19 protein-coding genes are annotated in these 19,543 nt (G+C 37.1%); 11 read left to right on the top strand and 8 right to left on the bottom strand.

Annotated features, from left to right (window positions below):
- The first annotated feature begins 48 nt into the window (after positions 1 to 48).
- The gene (gene hemH, locus R2Q94_RS19640) at positions 49 to 1,065 is read left to right on the top strand and encodes a ferrochelatase (RefSeq protein WP_316823191.1); all 1,017 of its coding nucleotides are present in this window, start codon (positions 49 to 51) and stop codon (positions 1,063 to 1,065) included.
- Positions 1,066 to 1,085: 20 nt separating this feature from the next.
- On the opposite strand, the gene R2Q94_RS19635 is transcribed toward hemH, so the two are convergent.
- Entirely contained in the window at positions 1,086 to 2,303 is a 1,218-nt protein-coding gene (locus R2Q94_RS19635) for a 3-deoxy-D-manno-octulosonic acid transferase (RefSeq protein ID WP_316823190.1), read from the bottom strand.
- Positions 2,304 to 2,366: 63 nt separating this feature from the next.
- On the opposite strand from R2Q94_RS19635, the gene R2Q94_RS19630 reads away from it, so the two are divergent.
- Genes R2Q94_RS19630 through rfbB form a run of 5 tightly spaced genes read left to right on the top strand, consistent with a single transcriptional unit; the run spans position 2,367 to position 7,354 of the window.
- The gene (locus tag R2Q94_RS19630) at positions 2,367 to 3,677 is read left to right on the top strand and encodes a UDP-glucose/GDP-mannose dehydrogenase family protein (RefSeq protein WP_316823189.1); all 1,311 of its coding nucleotides are present in this window, start codon (positions 2,367 to 2,369) and stop codon (positions 3,675 to 3,677) included.
- Positions 3,677 to 4,666, top strand: a complete 990-nt coding sequence (locus R2Q94_RS19625; RefSeq protein ID WP_316823188.1) for a UDP-glucuronic acid decarboxylase family protein — start codon at positions 3,677 to 3,679, stop codon at positions 4,664 to 4,666. Before R2Q94_RS19630 ends, R2Q94_RS19625 begins: the two co-directional genes overlap by 1 nt.
- Before the next feature lie 9 nt (positions 4,667 to 4,675).
- On the top strand, positions 4,676 to 5,698 hold the full coding sequence (gene galE, locus R2Q94_RS19620) for a UDP-glucose 4-epimerase GalE (RefSeq protein ID WP_316823187.1): 1,023 nt from the start codon (positions 4,676 to 4,678) through the stop codon (positions 5,696 to 5,698).
- Positions 5,699 to 6,265 (top strand): hypothetical protein, encoded by a 567-nt coding sequence (locus tag R2Q94_RS19615; protein WP_316823186.1) that lies wholly within the window; start codon positions 5,699 to 5,701, stop codon positions 6,263 to 6,265. It begins immediately after the preceding gene.
- A 33-nt stretch (positions 6,266 to 6,298) separates the two neighbouring features.
- Positions 6,299 to 7,354, top strand: a complete 1,056-nt coding sequence (rfbB, locus tag R2Q94_RS19610; RefSeq protein ID WP_316823185.1) for a dTDP-glucose 4,6-dehydratase — start codon at positions 6,299 to 6,301, stop codon at positions 7,352 to 7,354.
- A 71-nt stretch (positions 7,355 to 7,425) separates the two neighbouring features.
- Here the strand turns inward: rfbB and R2Q94_RS19605 are convergent, their stop codons facing one another.
- A complete protein-coding gene (locus tag R2Q94_RS19605; protein WP_316823184.1) occupies positions 7,426 to 8,658 on the bottom strand; it encodes an ABC transporter permease in 1,233 nt (410 codons plus the stop codon).
- Between the two features lie 116 nt (positions 8,659 to 8,774).
- Positions 8,775 to 9,128: an iron-sulfur cluster assembly accessory protein gene (locus tag R2Q94_RS19600; RefSeq protein WP_316823183.1), complete on the bottom strand. Its 354-nt coding sequence runs from the start codon at positions 9,126 to 9,128 to the stop codon at positions 8,775 to 8,777.
- A gap of 88 nt (positions 9,129 to 9,216) precedes the next feature.
- On the opposite strand from R2Q94_RS19600, the gene R2Q94_RS19595 reads away from it, so the two are divergent.
- From R2Q94_RS19595 to dnaA, 3 genes are all read left to right on the top strand, one after another.
- Positions 9,217 to 9,747, top strand: a complete 531-nt coding sequence (locus R2Q94_RS19595; RefSeq protein WP_316823182.1) for a hypothetical protein — start codon at positions 9,217 to 9,219, stop codon at positions 9,745 to 9,747.
- A gap of 2 nt (positions 9,748 to 9,749) precedes the next feature.
- Complete coding sequence (locus tag R2Q94_RS19590; RefSeq protein WP_316823181.1) at positions 9,750 to 11,297, top strand: methylmalonyl-CoA mutase; 1,548 nt, start codon at positions 9,750 to 9,752, stop codon at positions 11,295 to 11,297.
- Positions 11,298 to 11,491: 194 nt separating this feature from the next.
- Entirely contained in the window at positions 11,492 to 12,922 is a 1,431-nt protein-coding gene (dnaA, locus tag R2Q94_RS19585) for a chromosomal replication initiator protein DnaA (RefSeq protein WP_316823180.1), read from the top strand.
- 71 nt (positions 12,923 to 12,993) lie between these two features.
- Here dnaA and R2Q94_RS19580 read toward each other — a convergent pair whose 3' ends face one another.
- The 5 genes from R2Q94_RS19580 to R2Q94_RS19560 all read right to left on the bottom strand — a co-directional run bounded on the left by R2Q94_RS19580 (position 12,994) and on the right by R2Q94_RS19560 (position 15,824).
- Positions 12,994 to 13,545, bottom strand: coding sequence for an NUDIX hydrolase (locus tag R2Q94_RS19580; protein WP_316823179.1), 552 nt, complete (start codon positions 13,543 to 13,545; stop codon positions 12,994 to 12,996).
- A 1-nt stretch (position 13,546) separates the two neighbouring features.
- The gene (locus tag R2Q94_RS19575) at positions 13,547 to 13,945 is read right to left on the bottom strand and encodes a hypothetical protein (RefSeq protein ID WP_316823178.1); all 399 of its coding nucleotides are present in this window, start codon (positions 13,943 to 13,945) and stop codon (positions 13,547 to 13,549) included.
- A 5-nt stretch (positions 13,946 to 13,950) separates the two neighbouring features.
- On the bottom strand, positions 13,951 to 14,715 hold the full coding sequence (locus R2Q94_RS19570; protein WP_316823177.1) for a TPM domain-containing protein: 765 nt from the start codon (positions 14,713 to 14,715) through the stop codon (positions 13,951 to 13,953).
- Complete coding sequence (locus R2Q94_RS19565; protein WP_316823176.1) at positions 14,712 to 15,161, bottom strand: TPM domain-containing protein; 450 nt, start codon at positions 15,159 to 15,161, stop codon at positions 14,712 to 14,714. Before R2Q94_RS19565 ends, R2Q94_RS19570 begins: the two co-directional genes overlap by 4 nt.
- Positions 15,162 to 15,242: 81 nt before the next feature.
- The gene (locus tag R2Q94_RS19560; protein WP_316823175.1) at positions 15,243 to 15,824 is read right to left on the bottom strand and encodes a LemA family protein; all 582 of its coding nucleotides are present in this window, start codon (positions 15,822 to 15,824) and stop codon (positions 15,243 to 15,245) included.
- 308 nt (positions 15,825 to 16,132) lie between these two features.
- On the opposite strand from R2Q94_RS19560, the gene R2Q94_RS19555 reads away from it, so the two are divergent.
- Complete coding sequence (locus R2Q94_RS19555) at positions 16,133 to 17,674, top strand: NAD(P)/FAD-dependent oxidoreductase (RefSeq protein WP_316823174.1); 1,542 nt, start codon at positions 16,133 to 16,135, stop codon at positions 17,672 to 17,674.
- A 196-nt stretch (positions 17,675 to 17,870) separates the two neighbouring features.
- Complete coding sequence (locus R2Q94_RS19550; RefSeq protein WP_316823173.1) at positions 17,871 to 18,230, top strand: CoA-binding protein; 360 nt, start codon at positions 17,871 to 17,873, stop codon at positions 18,228 to 18,230.
- The last annotated feature ends 1,313 nt before the right edge of the window (positions 18,231 to 19,543 follow it).

Below are 19,543 nucleotides of genomic sequence, written 5' to 3'. Positions count from 1 at the left end.
TAGAGATACAGGGTTATAATCATTTGATTAATTATTTTTGCTAAAATTATGGGAAAAAAGGGCATACTGTTAGTGAATTTAGGAACTCCGGATAGTCCGGAAGTAAGTGATGTACGAAAATATCTTGACGAGTTTTTGATGGATGAGCGTGTGATTGATATCAACGCTGTGAAGAGAACGTTATTAGTGAAAGGAATTATCGTTCCATTTCGTAGTCCTAAGACCGCTAAATTATACAAAGAGATCTGGGATGAAAATGGCTCACCTCTTTTGTATTTTAGCAAAATTCAGGCAGCGATGCTTCAGGAAAAACTGGGTGATGAATACCAGGTGGAATTGGCTATGCGTTATCAAAATCCTTCTATAGATGCCGGTCTGGATCGGTTAAAAGCAGGTTTGGTAGAAAGTATCCAGGTGATCCCATTATTCCCTCAATATGCTTCTGCAAGTACAGGCTCTGTGATTCAAAAAGTAATGGAACTTGTAGGTAAATGGCAAACGGTTCCTCCAATTAACTTCATCAATTCTTTCCATGATAATGAATTGATGATTGATACTTTCGCTGAAAATGCGCAAAAGTACCAGCCTGAAAGTTATGATCAGATCTTATTTAGTTTTCATGGTTTACCTGAAAGACAACTCTTAAAATGTGACCATACCGCAGGTCATTGTTTAAAGAAAGACGACTGCTGCAGTACTTTAACTGATGTCAACAAATTCTGCTATTCAGCTCAATGTTATGATACTGCAAGATTAATCGCGAAAAAATTGAATATTCCAAAGGAGAAATATTCAGTGTGCTTTCAATCAAGGTTAGGTAAAGAACCTTGGGTGCAGCCTTATACAAGTGATGTTTTAAAAGAGCTTGCGGACAAAGGTAAAAAGAGGCTTCTGGTATTTTGTCCGGCTTTCGTTGCTGATTGTCTGGAAACGCTTTATGAAGTAAGTGTAGAATACCATGAAGAGTTTAGAGCTCTTGGAGGGGAGGAAGTTCAGTTGGTAGCCAGCTTAAACGACGATCCTAAGTTTATTGATGCCCTGGTTGAAATGGTGAAACCATTATAAACGAGGATTCTAATAAAATTTTAGAAATTACCAGTGATATATTGCAGGATTTGATCGGTAGAGCCGGTTTTATCCTGAACATATTTTTTAGCGATCTTTCCCGGTGTTTTATTCCTTTTGAATTTTTGAAAAGCATCTGAAAGATCGCTTTCTGTTTGAATACTGATGGCTGCACCAATTTCAATAAGGTCTTTTGCTTCCTGGAATTTATGGTATTTAGGTCCAAAAATTACAGGTATTCCAAATGCAGCTGCCTCCAGGGTATTGTGAATTCCAAGCCCAAATCCCCCACCAATATAAGCAATCGTGCCATATTGATAAAGTGAAGATAGCATGCCTATGTTATCTATGATTAAGGTTTGGATAGTCTGATCTCCCCCTTTCAATAATCCGGAATGTGTAATTGCTGCGGGAATGAGTTTTTTTATTTCTTCAATATGAGCTGTATCGGTTTCATGTGGAGCGATGATAAATTTCCACTCCGGATGTTGTTGGATCAGTACAGTAATTAAACGCTCATCAGCTGGCCAACTACTGCCTGCAATAAATACCGGCTTTGATCCACAAAAATTCGCCACCTCCTTGATGTGTTTTGGAGCTCGTGCATTTTCAGCTACTCGGTCAAAACGTGTGTCTCCACTTAGACTTACATTTTCTATTTGAATATTGTGCAGTAAGTCTACACTCTGCTGATTTTGCACGAAAAAATGTGTGACAAAATTTAGCGTCTTTCGTTGAAAAGAGCCATACCATTTGAAAAAAATCTGATCCGGACGGAAAATTCCAGAAATTAGGTATAAAGGGATTTTTTGTTGGTTTAACGTTTTGAAATAGTGATACCAAAATTCATATTTGGTGAAGATGGCAATTTCAGGTTTAATCGCATCTATAAACTTTTTGGCATTTTTTGCGGTATCCAGGGGTAAATAAAACACTCCTGCGGCCAGCGAATAGTTTTTCCTGATTTCATATCCGGAAGGAGAGAAAAAAGTGATGACTATGTTTTTGTGTGGATAAATCTCCTTAACCTTTTCTAAAACTGGTCTTCCTTGTTCAAATTCACCAAGTGATGCAAAGTGAAACCATATGTTAGTTTTGTTAGGATCCAGCGTACTTTTTATTTGTTCAAAAAGATGTGATCTCCCTTTTGTAAACAGTTTTGCCTTAGTGTTAAATAAGGAAAATATACCCACCACTAATCCATAAAAAGAGATTCCTATATTATAAAGCCAAAGCATTTTGTGTGTTTATTTATTATCTTAGCCGAAGATACTCCATTAAAATTAAAACGTAATTAATATATGAAAATAGCTGTTATTGGAACAGGATATGTGGGTTTGGTTACTGGTACTTGCCTTGCAGAGACGGGAAACAAAGTAATTTGTGTCGATATTGATGCTGCAAAGGTTAAGAAGATGCAGGATGGTCAGGTGCCAATCTATGAACCAGGTCTTGATGTATTATTTCATAGAAATATCGCTCAGGGCAGGTTAACTTTTACAACTGATCTGGCACATGGTATCCAGGATGCACAGATTATATTTATGGCACTACCAACTCCTCCAGGTGGTGATGGTGCAGCAGATCTTTCCTATATCCTTGGCGCAGCTAAAGATATTTCAAAATTGGTTACGGAATATAAAGTAATTGTGAACAAATCAACTGTACCTGTAGGTACAGCAGATAAAGTTCGAGCTGTTTTTGAAGCAAATACCGATATAGAAATTGATGTGGTTTCTAATCCGGAATTTCTTCGTGAAGGGGTCGCCGTGGAAGATTTTATGAAACCTGATCGCGTAGTGATTGGTACTAAAAGTGAAAAAGCCCAGAAGTTAATGGCAGAGTTGTACGGTCCGTATGTAAGACAAGGTAATCCAATCTTGTTTATGGATGAGCGTTCATCTGAATTGACAAAATATGCAGCTAATTCTTTCCTTGCTACAAAAATCACATTTATGAATGAGATCGCAAATCTTTGTGAGATCGTGGAAGCAGATGTTGATGCCGTACGTAAAGGAATTGGGTCTGATGCAAGAATTGGTAAGCGTTTCCTTTTTCCTGGTATCGGATACGGTGGAAGTTGTTTCCCTAAAGATGTTCAGGCCTTGGCTAAATCTGCAGATGAACATCAATATGATTTCCAGATCCTAAAAGCGGTAATGGAAGTGAATGAAAAACAAAAGACAGTTTTAGTAGAAAAGCTTCTTAAATATTATAATGGAGACTTAAAGGGAAAGCATTTTGCCCTTTGGGGTTTAGCTTTTAAACCAGAAACCGACGATATTCGTGAAGCTCCGGCTTTGTATATTATCGATGAGTTGTTGAAGTATGGTGCAACTGTTGCTGCCTTTGACCCCGAGGCTATGGAGAATGTAAAGCGTCTTGTAGGCGATAAAATTAAATTTGTTGCAAATCAATATGAAGCATTACAGAATGCAGATGCATTATTGATCGCTACAGAATGGTCCGTGTTTAGAAATCCTGATTTCGAAAAGATGGAAGAAATTCTGGGCAATAAGGTGATTTTTGATGGGCGTAATTTATACGACCTGGAAAAAATGATCGATTTGGGATATTATTACAATAGTATTGGTCGTAAACTAATAGATTAATGGGACGTAAGAAAGTATTGATAACTGGAGCCGCAGGCTTCCTGGGTTCACATTTGTGTGATCGTTTTATCAAAGAAGATTATCATGTTATTGCCATGGATAATCTGATCACCGGTGATCTCCAGAATATTGAGCATTTGTTCAAATTGGAAAATTTTGAATTCGCACATCATGATGTGTCTAAATTCGTTTATGTTGCTGGCGACTTAGATTATATCTTACACTTTGCTTCGCCTGCAAGTCCTATTGATTATTTAAAAATTCCAATTCAGACGCTAAAAGTGGGTTCCTTGGGAACACATAATTTATTAGGTTTAGCGAAAAGTAAGAATGCTAGAATGCTGATTGCTTCCACTTCAGAGGTGTACGGTGACCCTAACGTAAATCCGCAACCGGAAGAATATTGGGGTAATGTTAATCCCGTTGGACCCAGAGGTGTATATGATGAGGCAAAACGTTTTCAGGAAGCAATGACCATGGCTTACCATACTTTCCATGGTTTAGAAACCAGGATTGTAAGAATTTTTAATACTTATGGCCCAAGAATGCGCTTGAATGATGGCCGTGTTTTACCCGCTTTCATTGGACAGGCATTACGTGGGGAAGATCTTACAGTATTTGGTGATGGTTCCCAAACACGTTCTTTCTGTTATGTGGATGATTTGGTTGAAGGAATTTACAGGCTGCTTCTGAGCGATTATGCTATGCCAGTAAACATAGGTAATCCGGATGAGATCACAATCAAACAATTTGGAGAAGAGATCATTAAGTTAACGGGTACCACGCAGAAATTGGTGTTACGGGACTTACCTGTAGATGATCCTAAACAAAGACGTCCGGATATTACTAAAGCCCGTGAGATTTTAGGCTGGGAGCCTAAAGTGAGCAGGGCAGAAGGATTGAAAATTACTTATGAATATTTTAAGTCTTTACCAGCAGAAGCATTGGTAAATAAAGAACACAAAGATTTTACAACTTATAACCGTTAATAAATAATAATGTCGAAAATACTAGTAACCGGTGGTACCGGTTTTATTGGATCACATACAGTGGTAGAGCTTTACAATGCTGGCTATGATGTAGTGATCGTTGATGATTTCTCAAATTCTAATCCTAAAATTCTTAAGCAAATAGAGGTGATCACTGGAAGAGTCCCTGAGTTTAAAGAACTAGATCTGTGTGATGAAGTAAAGGTGAAAGCATTTGTTGAAGCAAATGCAGATATCTCAGGTGTCATTCATTTTGCAGCATTTAAAGCAGTAGGTGAATCCGTTCAACAACCTTTAAAATACTACAGAAATAATTTTTATTCATTGATTAATGTAATCAATGGCTTTAATAGTAAGGTAAATCTTGTGTTTTCCTCATCTTGTACCGTTTATGGTCAACCAGATGTGTTACCAGTAACTGAAGCTGCGCCGGTTAAGAAGGCAGAATCTCCATATGGTAATACAAAACAAATTGCTGAAGAAATCTTAAAGGAAAGTTGTGCTGTAACTCCAGAATTAAATGTGATTGCTTTACGTTACTTTAATCCTGTAGGTGCTCATGAATCAGCATTAATTGGTGAATTGCCAATTGGTGTCCCTCAAAATCTGGTTCCTTTTATTACTCAGTCAGCCATTGGAAAACGTGGTCCAATCACAGTTTATGGTAATGATTACGATACGCCAGATGGCAGTGCAATAAGAGATTATATCCATGTAGTAGATCTAGCTAAAGCACATGTTGCCGCAATTCAAAGGATGGAAAGCAAAAAAGCCGAATCTAATTATGAAGTTTTCAATTTAGGAACAGGTACCGGTACTACCGTTTTGCAGGTGATTGAAGCTTTTGAGAAAGCAACTGGTCAAAAATTAAGCTATACTATAGGTGCAAGAAGAGAAGGTGATATTGAAAAGGTTTGGGGTGATGTAACTAAATCTGCAAAAGATTTAGGATGGAAAGCTGAGCGTGATATCAATGTGATGATGTCTTCTGCCTGGAATTGGGAAAAATATTTAAAAGATAATCCATTTTAGATGTTACTTAGCGAACACAAAGACCTTAAGCTGGAAATTAAATCCCTTCCGGAAAAGGAAAAGGATAAGCTATTGCTCCGGTTGATCGCGAAAGATAAAGTCTTGACAGAACATTTACATTTTTTATTAATGGAGGGGGAGCAAGACTTGTTAATTAGGCAGGAAAAGCTTACTAAAGTTATCGATGAGGAAGTGTCATTGCTGTTGTCTAATAAAAGGGCGAATGCAAAAGAAACTATGCTTAAAATGAGAAAACTAAATGGAAGTATAAGCCACCATTTTAAGGTAACTAAAGATTTGAATAGCGAAATGGAATTACGAATTCATCTTTTTCAATCAATTCCTATTGATTTTAATGATGGGGTGTTCTCAGCTTTGCATAAATTCAATGAAAAGTTAATGATCTATTATGCCAAATCTGTGTTTTCGGTTTATAATAAATATTTGAAAATGCATGAGGAGACTCAGTTCGACCTTAAATTAAATTTTAATGAGGTGTTAGCAAAGCTGTACCAGCATAAAACAGCTCCTGTCGCTGAAGAATTGGGTTTACCTAAAGAGATTTAGGTAGCTGAAAATTAAAAAAAGAAATCTATCGTAATGAAAAAGAAAATATTGATAACAGGTGGAGCTGGATTTATTGGTTCACATGTGGTGCGTCGTTTTGTACTCAATTATCCAGATTATGAAATTCTGAATCTTGATGTGTTAACTTATGCAGGAAATCTTGCCAATTTAACTGATGTAGAAGATCTACCAAACTATCGTTTTGTAAAGGCAGATATTACCGATGCTGTTGCAATAAATGATTTGTTTGAACAGGAGAATTTTGACGCCGTGGTCCATTTAGCTGCAGAATCTCATGTAGACAGATCTATTGCTGATCCAACTGCATTCGTTATGACCAATGTGATTGGTACTGTAAATCTTTTAAATGCAGCAAGAGCGCATTGGAAAGGTGCATATGACAGCAAACGTTTCTATCATGTGTCTACAGATGAAGTGTATGGTGCATTAGGGGAAACAGGGATGTTTACTGAAACTACGGCTTATGATCCACATAGTCCATATTCTGCGTCAAAAGCAGCTTCCGATCATTTTGTTCGTGCATACCATGATACTTATGGATTGGATGTAGTCATTTCTAATTGCTCTAATAACTATGGGTCTCACCATTTTCCTGAGAAGTTAATCCCACTGGCGATTAATAATATCAAAAACAATTTACCTGTGCCCGTTTATGGAAAAGGTGAAAATGTGAGAGATTGGCTTTGGGTAGAAGATCATGCACGAGCAATTGATGTAATCTTCCATGAGGCAAAAACCGGTGAAACATATAACATCGGTGGTCATAATGAGTGGAAAAATATTGATCTTATTCATTTGCTATGTGAGATCATGGACCGTAAGTTAAATAGAACTCCCGGTGATTCTGCTAAATTGATTTCTTTTGTAACAGATCGAGCAGGACATGATCTTCGTTATGCGATTGACTCTACGAAATTGCAGAACAAATTAAATTGGGTTCCTAGTCTTCAGTTTGAAGAAGGACTGGAAAAAACAGTAGAATGGTATCTTGAAAATGAAGAATGGCTTGAGAATGTGACTTCTGGAAACTATAAAGCTTATTATGAAACACAATACCAGGGCAGGTAAATATTCCTGAGGATTATAAATAATAAAGGCCATCTTTTTAAAGATGGCCTTTATTATTTATAATCCTTTTTCTATTCGTATCTTAAGGCTTCTACAGGATCTAGTTTGGATGCTTTTTTAGCAGGGTAATACCCAGAAATAATTCCAACGAGTACACATAGTGCAAAACCTCCAAAGATCCATAACCATGGAATAATAAAGGCACCACCCATTGCAAGCGAAATGATATTCCCTATGGATATCCCCAGAAAAATTCCAAAGGCACCTCCCATCAAACAGATGATGACGGCTTCAATTAAAAACTGCTTACGAATAACAGCTGGATTAGCACCTATTGCTTTTCTTATGCCAATTTCCCTGGTCCTCTCCGTCACAGAAACCAACATGATATTCATCAAACCAATAGAAGCACCAATTAGGGTAATTGCTCCAATTGCAATTCCACCCCATACTACATATTTTAAATTTTCAAAAAGGGTCTGTGCTATGGCATCACTTTTAGTAATTTCGAAGTTATTAGGTTCGGCAACTTTAACTTTTCTTATGTTTCTAAATTCGGCTGTTGCCTCTCCAATTATATCCTCCTGCATTTCATTGGTCGGTACCATGACTACTATGTTGTAGGACGGGTTTGCATTAGAATTAATTTTCTTCGCTTTTAATAAGGGGACATATACAGCCCGGTCTCCACTGAAGCCCATACTGGAGCCCTTTGAAGCTAGTAAACCAATTACTTTTAATCGGTTATTCCCGACATTTATGATTTTATCTATCGGAGATTCTTTCTTAAAAAGTTTTTCACTGACCTCGCTTCCAATGATACAAACGTTATTCCCATTTTCAACTTCTGTTTTACTGAAATTTCTACCCGAAGTCAGCTGCAGTCCCATTGAGTTTAGCCCATTTTCATCAATTCCCTGAATGTTAATGTTGGGATTGGTTTTTTCTGTGCCATATTTAATGGTGGCACCAAAAGTGACCATCACATTGATAGCTACTGTTGCGGGGGTATTTAATTGATTCTTAAATGCAACAGCATCTTCATAGCGAATGTTTTTGAATGGTTTGGGCCTTTTACCTCCCCCTCCAATCCGAATGCCTATACCCCGATTTCTTATGGTAAAGGAGTTGGCTCCCATACTGGAAAAAGCCTCAGTCATGCTTGTTTTTACCGCATCCAGTGTAGTCAGAATGCCTACTAAAGCAGATAAGCCTATTGCAATAATCAATGCGGTGAGCATAGTGCGTAACCGATTACTTTTTATGGATTGCAGGGCAATTCTAACGTTTTCTGTATAGGTCATTCTTTAGAAATAAGATGCTTAAAGGGATAAAAATAAAAAGTCCCGTTGTTAAGACAACGAGACCTGTTATAATGTTACAAAGGAAAGCTAAATAAAGTACCTATATAGCATTCAATTTATGCCGAAAAACTAGTGCCACAACCGCATGTGCTGGCAGCATTAGGATTGTTAAAGGTAAAACCTCTTGAATTTAATCCATCTTGCCAATCTACCTGCATACCCATTAAGTACATTTGGTGAGCTTTGTGCATGAAAACTTTAATTCCATCAATGATAAATTCTTGATCACCTTCTTTCTTCTGGTCGAAACCTAGAACATAACTCATTCCAGAACAACCACCACCCTCAACTCCTACACGTAAGCCGAAGTCTTCAGCAATCTCCTGTTGGTCTTTTAACTTAATAAGTTCTTTTACAGCAGTTTCTGTAAAGGTTACTGGTGCAAATGCCGTATCAATTGTGTTACTCATGTTATTTAAAATTAGGAAGAACAAATATAAATAAAATGTACATTTTTGTCGGGTTAATCACTAATTATTACGGTACTTAAACAAAGGAATGAGCATAGAGTCTATATTAACAGCAGTCGTACCCATAACAGTTGCTGGCGTACTGACAGTGTCGGCAGGGTACTACCTGATTAAAAGTGATATTGAAAAGTATTTTACATTAAGGTTTACCAACGCTAAAAAAGAGGATAGTACACAGCTTTTTTCTCTTCGTCTTCAGGCACACGAGCGTCTGATCGTTTTTGTGGAGCGGATTAATCCCAGTAATTTATTTCTCCGGTTGTATGTGCCAGGTATATCGGCTCAGGAATTGCAAGCCCTGGTATTGAATGAGATCAGGGCTGAATATCAGCACAATGTTACCCAACAGTTGTATGTTTCTGAAATAATTTGGAAGGTAATAAGGAAGTTAAAGGATGATACCTTGGCAATGGTTAATCAGGGGGTTCAGGGATTACCTGAATCAGCAAGGGGAATGGATTTAAGTAGAAAAGTGCTGCAACATATGGCGGAAATTGCGGATAATCCCTATGATTTGACGCTTGATCTGATAAAAAAGGATATTCATCAATTGCTATAATTATGGAAAAGAAGAAGTTTAAGACAACTTCCGGTATTGAGATCAAAGAAGTATATACCAGTACGAAACCTATATCTGAACTTCCTGGAGAATTTCCTTATACCAGAGGAATTCAAAAGGACATGTATCGGGGGCGTTTATGGACCATGCGTCAGTATGCCGGATTTTCTACTGCAGAAGAATCTAATAAACGTTATCATTACCTTTTAGCACAGGGGACGATGGGCTTATCGGTTGCATTTGACCTTCCTACTCAGATTGGATATGATTCTGATCATGTGATGGCAGAAGGAGAGGTCGGAAAAGTTGGTGTTGCAATTGATTCTTTAAAGGATATAGAGATCTTATTTGATGGTATTGAACTTCAGAAGATTACGACTTCTATGACGATCAATGCAACTGCATCTATATTACTGGCGATGTATATCGCTCTTGCAAAAAAGCAGGGAGCCGATATCAGACAGATTTCTGGAACCATCCAGAATGACATTTTGAAAGAGTATGCGGCAAGAGGTACCTATATTTATCCGCCAAAATCTTCTATGCGGATCATTACGGATATTTTTGAATATTGTAGTAAGGAAGTTCCCAAATGGAATACGATTTCTATTTCCGGTTATCATATTAGAGAAGCGGGTTCTACAGCGGTACAGGAACTTGCCTTTACACTGGCAAATGGTAAGGCCTATTTAAATGCAGCTTTGGAAAAAGGACTGGATATCAATGTTTTTGCAAAAAGACTTTCCTTTTTCTTTAATTGTCATAATAATTTCTTTGAAGAGATTGCTAAGTTCAGAGCAGCAAGACGTATGTGGGCAAAAATCACGAAAGATTTAGGGGCTACAGATGAAAAAGCGCAAATGTTACGTTTTCATACACAAACTGGTGGTTCAACACTAACTGCACAACAACCACTCAATAATGTGATCAGGGTTACCAGCCAGGCAATGGCTGCAGTTTTGGGTGGAACACAGTCTTTACATACCAATGGTTATGATGAGGCACTTTCTCTTCCAACAGAAGCGGCCGCAAAAATCGCTTTGCGTACACAACAAGTGATTGCGTTTGAAAGTGGAATTACTGATACTGTTGATCCATTGGCCGGTTCTTTCTTTGTGGAAAACCTAACTGATGAGATTGAAACTGCCGCACAACTTTATATTGATAAAATTGATATAATGGGTGGATCAGTTAACGCAATTGAAAATGGTTATATCCAAAATGAAATAGGGGATGCCGCCTATCAATATCAGTTGGAAATTGAAGATGGCAGTAGAATCATTGTTGGCGTGAATAAATTTACTCAGGAAAAAGAAGGAATCAACGATGTATTTACCATTGATGAATCTATCAGAACTATTCAGACCGATAAGCTGAAAAAATTGAAATCTGAGCGGGATCAACTAGTTGTGGAGAGTGCTTTGAACAATTTATTAATTGCTGCAAAGGGAACAGAAAATCTGATGCCTTTTATTTTGATTGCTGTAGAGGCTTATGCTACACTTGGTGAAGTTTCGGATGTGTTACGTAGTGTTTTCGGGGAATATTAATGGTAATGTTAAAAAATAGTTATCCACATAAAAAATTCAGGTTAAGCATACTAATCCTCTGCTATTTAGATGCTTACTGAATATATTAAAAATTAGTTTTTTTTGTTGATAATTTTTTGAATATTCGATATCTCGAAAGGGTATTCTCAATGTGCCTGTATCGTCCCTATTAACCAACTAATTGTATCGTAAAAATGGAAAAAACTTGTACCGAAGTATGGAAAAGCTGTCTCCAAATTATAAAGGATAACATACCCGGCCAGAGTTTCAAAACCTGGTTCGAGCCAATATCTGCACTCAAGTTGGATGGCAATGTTTTAACAATACAAGTACCGAGTTTATTCTTCTATGAATGGCTGGAAGAACATTATGTTGGATTGCTCAGAAAAACGGTTAAGAAGCAGTTAGGTGATGCTGGAAGATTGGAGTACAATATCGTAGTGGATAAATCTTCCAAAACTGGTTCACCTTACACCACTAGTATGCCAAGTACTGGAAATGGGGCAGAGGCGAAGTTTCAGTCTATGCCGATTCCAGTCTCCATTAATAAAGACATTAGAAATCCATTCATTATTCCTGGATTAAAGAAGTTAACTGTGGACCCTCAGTTAAATGCCAATTATACTTTTGAAAATTATATTGAGGGGGATTGTAATCGTTTGGCACGTTCGGCAGGATATGCTGTTGCAGCTAAACCAGGCGGTACCTCATTTAATCCTTTGATGATTTATGGCGGAGTAGGTTTGGGTAAAACACACCTGGCACAGGCAATTGGTAATGAAATCAAAAGAAATTTACCAGATAAACTGGTCATCTATGTTTCATGTGAGAAATTTTGTCAACAATTTGTAGACTCACTAAAGAATAATACTATTAATGATTTTGTGAATTTTTATCAGGCAATGGATGTGATTATCATGGATGACGTTCATAATTTTGCGGGTAAAGAAAAGACCCAGGACATATTCTTCCATATTTTCAATCATTTACATCAGTCAGGTAAGCAGGTTATCTTATCTTCTGATAAAGCGCCGAAAGATTTAGCCGGATTGGAGGAAAGGTTGTTAAGTCGTTTTAAATGGGGATTATCTGCCGATCTTCAGATTCCAGATCTGGAAACCAGAATCGCTATTCTTCGAAAGAAAATGTATGCAGATGGAATTGAACTTCCCAATGAAGTAGTCGAGTATGTAGCCCATAATATTGATAATAATGTACGTGAATTAGAGGGAGCAATGGTTTCTCTTCTGGCCCAGTCTACTTTGAATAAAAAAGATATTGACTTGAATCTTGCTAAACAGATGTTGAAGAACTTTATTAAAAATACTTCAAAAGAGATCTCAATGGAATTTATTCAGAAGCTGGTTTGTGAATATTTTGAGGTTCCAGTGGATATGGTCAAATCTGCAACAAGAAAACGGGAAATTGTGCAGGCAAGGCAGATTTCTATGTATCTCTCTAAAAGCCATACGAAGTCTTCTTTAAAAACTATTGGTGCTTTTTTTGGAGGAAGAGATCATTCAACTGTAATTTATGCTTGCCAGACAGTGGAAGACCTGATTGATACTGACAAGAAATTTAAAGGATATGTACACGATATTCAAAAGAAATTAAAAATGACCTAAGGATTGGTCATTTTACAGAAAATGCTCCCATTACTACATGTTTTGGGAGCATTTTTTATAAAAAGTAACTCTTATTTTATTGCTTCTAACTTCATAAGTCCATAAAAAAGAGCTGATGCATGTAAAGATTGAGCGATTTGATTCTTCATTAGCAATTGCTTAACCTGGGAAATACTATATTTTTCAACATTTAGAATTTCATGTTCGTCTAAATGCTGTTCTTGAGTTTTAACACCCCCGGTTAGCAGATAAGTATAGGTTACGTTGTTCGCCGTTGCTGGATTTGGGTAAAGTGTAACCAAATGGCTGATGGTTTTAAAAGAATACCCTGTTTCTTCCATGAGTTCTCTTTTTACCGCATCTTCTGGTTTTTCGTCAGCATCTATCACTCCCCCTGGAATTTCTAATGAAACAATATCTGCACCATGGCGGTATTGACGAACCATAATAATCTGGTTGTCTTCGGTTAATGCAACTGCATTCACCCAGTTGGGGTATTCAAGTACAAAATAATCATCTTTTGTAGTTCCATTTTGAAGCTTACAAGTGTCTACGCGTAAAGTTGCCCATTTTTCCTTCACCAGATACCTGGATGAAAGTTTTTGCCATTTTAATATTTCCATGTTAAGGATTAAAGTATTGTTGGATCTTTTTTTGTCGATCCAAATTGATCATGCTGATGATACGATGTTGTTCTTCGAGCATTTCATAAATAGTTAGTAATTTTTCTGCAATCAAAGCATTTCTGTGAGTCTTTGAGATAGGTGTAATATCAGCATAAAGAAATTGACTGAGCATATCTAGTTTTTCTGCAGGAAAATCTCTGCTAAAAAGAAGGGAGTTGAATTCATGGTTAGAAATCGTAAGTAAATCTTCTTCAGTGATCTCAAATTCCTTTAATATGGATTCTTTGAAAAGTGTTTCCGATTCTTCTAATTTACCTTCAAATTTCAGACCCATAATCTTGGCGAGTACTTGAGCTAGCTTTTGTATCTCAGCGGTAATTAAGTCTCTTCTAAGCATAAGTTCTACCAGCTACCACTGCTACCACCTCCACCAAAACTACCTCCGCCGAAGCCACCAAATCCACCTCCACTGCCACCACCAAAACTACTTCCGCCAGATCCTCTTCCTCCACCGAGTAACATACTCCAGAAAAGTGCATCTGCAACTCCACGACTACCAATAACCTGACCGCCACCTCCGTTGCCACCACCTTTTTTAAGAACAATAATTACCACAATGATGATAATAATAATGACAATGATACTGCCAGCCCCACCTTGATTTTGTCCTACTTTGGGTTTGTCATTTTTGTATTCGCCTTTAGTATAACTGATGATGGCATCGGTGCCCGCCTGAAGTCCAGCATAATAGTCCCCGGCTTTAAAATATGGTTTGATGTCATTGTCTATTATTCTGCGAACATATAAATCAGGAAGTGCTCCTTCAACACCATAACCAGTTTGGATAGAAATTTTCCTGTCCCCTAAAGCAGCAACAATCATGATCCCGTTATTTTTTCCTTTGCTACCTACACCCCATTTTCTACCTAATTCCATTGCATACTCTCCGATATCATAGTCGCCTACTGATTTTATAATCGCAATCGCAATTTGTGTGGAAGTGGAATCATCAAAGGCAACGAGCTTCTGTTCCAGTTGTTGTAACTGATTGTCAGTTAGTGTTCCTGTATAATCGTTAACTAGTTTGTTTGGTTTTGCGGGGAAATCTTGAGCAAAACTTACAGTGGAAATGAATGTTAATAAGAAAGCGATGATGATTTGTCTCATGGCTTTAGTGATTTATGTTGATCCATAAAGATAATTTCATTGGGTAGTTCATTGATGTCTCCTCCTTCGAATGGAAAAAAGGTAGCTAGCTTTTCTCCTGCTAATATAATTCCAGCAATGATACCATGAACCAGGTTTCCGCTTGAAAAATGGGCTCTCATGGCTACTTTTGTAGTCTCCCAGAAATCTTTAGGTACCACTTTATTAATTCCACTATCGCCAATAATGGCAAATTTATGATCAATATAGGCTAAGTAAATTAAGACACCATTGTGTTTTGAGGTTTGATCCATTCCTAATTTGGAAAAGTAGGCGCTTGCTTTCTGCAAAGGGTCACCTACGCAGTGTTTATCTACTGCTATTCTAATTTCGCCAGAGGTTGCTTTTTCAGCTTCTGAAATTGCATTGGCTATTAATTCTTGTTCTTGTTCTGTGAAAATTCCCATGATAGGATGACTGGATAAAGATAAGGGTAATACATGTTTTTAACTAAAACACGGATTACCCTTAAATGTTGTGACAGTATTTTAGAATTCTACTTTTGGTGCTTTTTCTGCCCCTGCTTCAGCTTTAAAGCCCGCTTTTTGACTAAAACCAAATATTCCCGCAGTGATGTTATTAGGGAAAGACCTCACTTTTGTATTATATGTTTGTACTGCTTCGTTGAAATCTTTTCGTGCCACAGCAATTCTATTTTCTGTTCCTGCAAGCTCAGCAGAAACATCTCTGAACTGCTCTGTAGCTTTTAATTCAGGGTAGTTTTCAGTCACCATTAATAAGCGTCCAAGTGCCTGGCTCACCTGACCCTGGGCTGCCTGATATTTTTCAATGTTTTCTGGCGTTAATTTATCAGGATCAATAGTTACTTGTGTAGCTTTAGCACGTGCTTCAGTAACTTGAGTTAAAGTAGATTGCTCGAATTTGGCTGCACCTTTCACGGTGTTGACGAGATTAGGGATCAAATCCGAACGTCTTTGATATTGCGTTTCTACCTGATTCCATTTTGCCTTAACATCTTCGTCTAATTTAACCAAACCGTTGTAGCCACATCCACTTATAGCGACTAATAGAACTAAAATTCCGACTATTGCTAATACTGTTTTTTTCATAATTTCTGTTTTTTATTAAGCTGATCAATAAATATTGTGATGATCAGTTTTTACGTTTTGTTTTTCTAAGTGTTAATTTACACATTAGAACTCAATTTCCGTACCTTTGTTACGAATGCATATAAAAACATGACAGGTTTTTAAAAAAAAATGTCTAATCAACCTGTAATTCTAAATTAAACTGTATTTCTGTCAGTTAATTTCATTTTTCCTAAGACCGGATTTACACGATTATGTTTTCCAGGATTTATATCAACCTCAGTAATCTGTATATTTGTCGCAGTTCAGGATAAAAACCTGACATTGTTATGCAAAAAGAATTAGAAATCACATTAGCTCCCGAAGATGTTGAGCAGAAAGAGGTAATAAAAAGAGCTTTGTCTGAGGCTTTAGAAATAAAAACCACCCGAATTAAAGGGTACAAAATTTTAAAGAGATCAATTGATGCGCGTTCGAGAAGAGTAATTTATCGTCTTCAGGTGAGGGTATTTATTGATGAAGAACCTTTGAATGAGATTTTTAAAATAAACTATTCAAACGTTAGTGATAAAAAACCTGTAATTATTGTAGGAGCAGGGCCAGCTGGTCTATTCGCTGCGTTACAATGTATTGAGAATGGGCTAAAACCTATTGTGCTGGAACGTGGGAAAGATGTGAAGCAACGCAGAAGAGATTTAGCAGCTATTAATAAAGAAGGTATTGTAAATACTGAATCGAATTATTGCTATGGCGAAGGTGGTGCTGGAACATATTCGGATGGAAAACTATATACACGCTCTAATAAAAGAGGTGATATCAATAAGGTATTACAGATCTTTGTTGAATATGGAGCAACTGAAGATATTTTAGTTGATGCCCGTCCTCACATTGGGACTAATAAGCTACCGCAAATTATAACTTCGATCAGAGAACAGATTCTGAATGCAGGGGGGGAAGTTCGTTTTGATCAAAAAGTAACTGATATTCTGATTGATTTTGGTAAGGTTAAAGGAGTGGTGATTAACACCGAGGAAAAATTGATGGCCGATGCAGTGATTTTGGCTACAGGACACTCGGCAAGAGATATTTATGAATTATTAGATAATAAGGACATCTTAGTCGAAGCCAAACCTTTTGCTTTGGGAGTTAGAATAGAGCATCCACAGGCAATTATTGACGCAGCTCAGTATCATTGCGATATTCGTAGTGAGTTTTTACCCCCTGCATATTATAGCTTGGTAGAACAGGTTGAAAGTAGAGGCGTTTTTTCTTTCTGTATGTGTCCAGGTGGAATTATTGCACCTTGTGCAACCCATGAAAATGAAATTGTTGTTAATGGGTGGTCTCCTTCTAAAAGAAATAATCCATTTGCTAATTCAGGAACGGTAGTTCAGGTTACTTTGGATGATGTAAAAGGAACAGATCCATTGAGGATGATGAATTTTCAAGCAGAAATAGAGCAAATGGCTTTTCAATTGGGTGGAGGAAATCTTGTCGCACCAGGGCAGAGAATGGTTGATTTTGTAGAAAATAGGCTATCTGTTGATTTACCTAAAAATTCTTATCTACCTGGAACAAAAAGCGTTATGATAAAGGATACATTGCCTGATTTTGTGGCTTCAAGCTTAAAGAGTGCTTTGCCGATTTTCGGAAAGAAAATGAAAGGTTATTATACAAATGAGGCTATTTTGGTAGGTGTAGAAAGTAGAAGTTCGTCGCCTGTTCGTATCCCAAGAGATAAAGAGACGTTTCAGCATCCACAAATTTCAGGATTATTTCCTTGTGCTGAAGGTGCCGGGTATGCAGGTGGGATTGTTTCCGCAGCAATAGACGGTGTGAATTGTGCAAATGCTGTCCTTAAATTTTATTGATAGAAACAGTTTTTTGCTCCTCTTTGTTTATCATGTGAAAGATGTGAAGTCGGTCTTTAGGCCGACGCTTCCATTGGTAAGTTAGCCTGACGCGAACATTTCGTAACCTGCAATCAAATTAAGTTTTGCTCTGATGGTTTTGTGTATGCCATCTTACATTTTTAATGGTTTTACGCTTAAGTTAAAATTGAAGACAATGAAAAATACATTAATAATTGGGGCTTCCCCGAATCCGATGAGATATGCCTATAAGGCAGCTCATATGTTAAAGGCAAAAGGCCACCCCATTGTAAATGTGGGTGTGAAAAAAGGCGAAGTTGCAGGAGTTGTTATTGAGCAGCCGGTGATTTTGCATGAAAATATTGATACGATTACCTTATATGTAGGGGAAGAGATACAGCATAGTTATTATGATTATATTCTTCAAACCAATCCAAAAAGGGTAATTTTTAATCCAGGTACGGAAAATAAAGAGCTTGAATTGCTTTTGAAAGAAAATAGTATCGAGCCTGTTGAAGCTTGTACCTTAGTCTTACTGTCCACTGGTCAGTATTAAATTGAATAATTTAGATTTCATGGTTTTTTGAAAGAGCGAAAATAAAGGCACCTTATTTTTAACAATCTTGTTGCCGTTATTATGGCGGCTCTGCTGCGGCCCTTGTTTTCCGTGATATTTCATCTCGACTTTCTGCTGGTAAAGGGCTAGATAGGAGTGGTTGGGATGTGGTTCGATTTTATGGGGGACTTAACTATTGGATGGCAGTTGTTGGAGTCTTATCTAACGTTTGATCCCCAAATTGCATTTTTTTATCGTTAACCGCTCTTCTTCCGGGTCATTTTAAGTGCTATTTAAACAATAGCTTTGAGTTGAAAGCATATGTGGCGATTTCAAATTAATGAAATCTGGCAATTTCATGATTAAGAAAAGTACCCTACAAGAATAAGTCCAGAATACTAGCATTTTCTACATAAAGAACAGCACAGTAAAAGTGGGTTCTTTATCCGAGAGATATCCGTATGTATTGTGAAGAGCATCTGGAATTTATTACAATAGGAAGGTCGTTTGAAATTTGCTTTTCTGAAAGGAAAAAAGGACCTAATGTTTCAAAAGGGAGTCCGTTAAGGGATTATCCGTTTTAGGAGGGGAGCCATGGGAGCGCTTTATGAAAGTTAACTTTGTTCTATGAATTGCAAACTACGAGATACTCTTCATGGGAAACTTAGATGTTACTTATTTACTCAACAAAAAGAAGAGAAAAAAAATAGAAGTTTTTAAGGTAAAGCGGTGCTTCGAACAGGCTAGGGCTTAATATAAGACACAATTAAAGACGAGACCTGAAGACCGGATTAGAATTAAAGCCTTGAATACACTTGAGGAAGTATACTTGGTTTTAGCAGATAAGATTTGCTTACTAGATCTTTATAGTTGTCGCAAAACTTAATCTGGTTAATTAAGTGTTTTGATTTTACTTTTATGATTTAGTGTTTCTGGGTATTTCTTATTAGATATATTATATATAATATGTGTTCAGTACGTTCTGTCGTTTGATTTAGCATGATAATGGGGGCTTTTAATTTTTTAGGCAAGAAAATTAAACACAAGCTCCACAGAAATTAGTAGAATTCAATTGCTTCTTATTGGTTTTAGCTCAGCACCTTTGGTCGTATACTATTTAAGACGAATTTATAGTCGGGATTAAATCTTAAAAGAATTTTTTGAAATATTAGAATTAAGCTTATGGCTACTACCGTGTGTTCCCCATTGCTATTGTTTTCGATTTATTAGCTGTAAATCATTTAGTTAGGGGTATGCTACAATTATAGGGTCTATATTGTTTGTTAAACAGGTTGATTTTCGTACTTTTGCAT

It is taken from the genome of Pedobacter gandavensis, from assembly GCF_032678465.1.
Lineage (GTDB): Bacteria > Bacteroidota > Bacteroidia > Sphingobacteriales > Sphingobacteriaceae > Pedobacter > Pedobacter gandavensis_B.
This window is presented reverse-complemented; position numbering and strand designations above follow the sequence as displayed.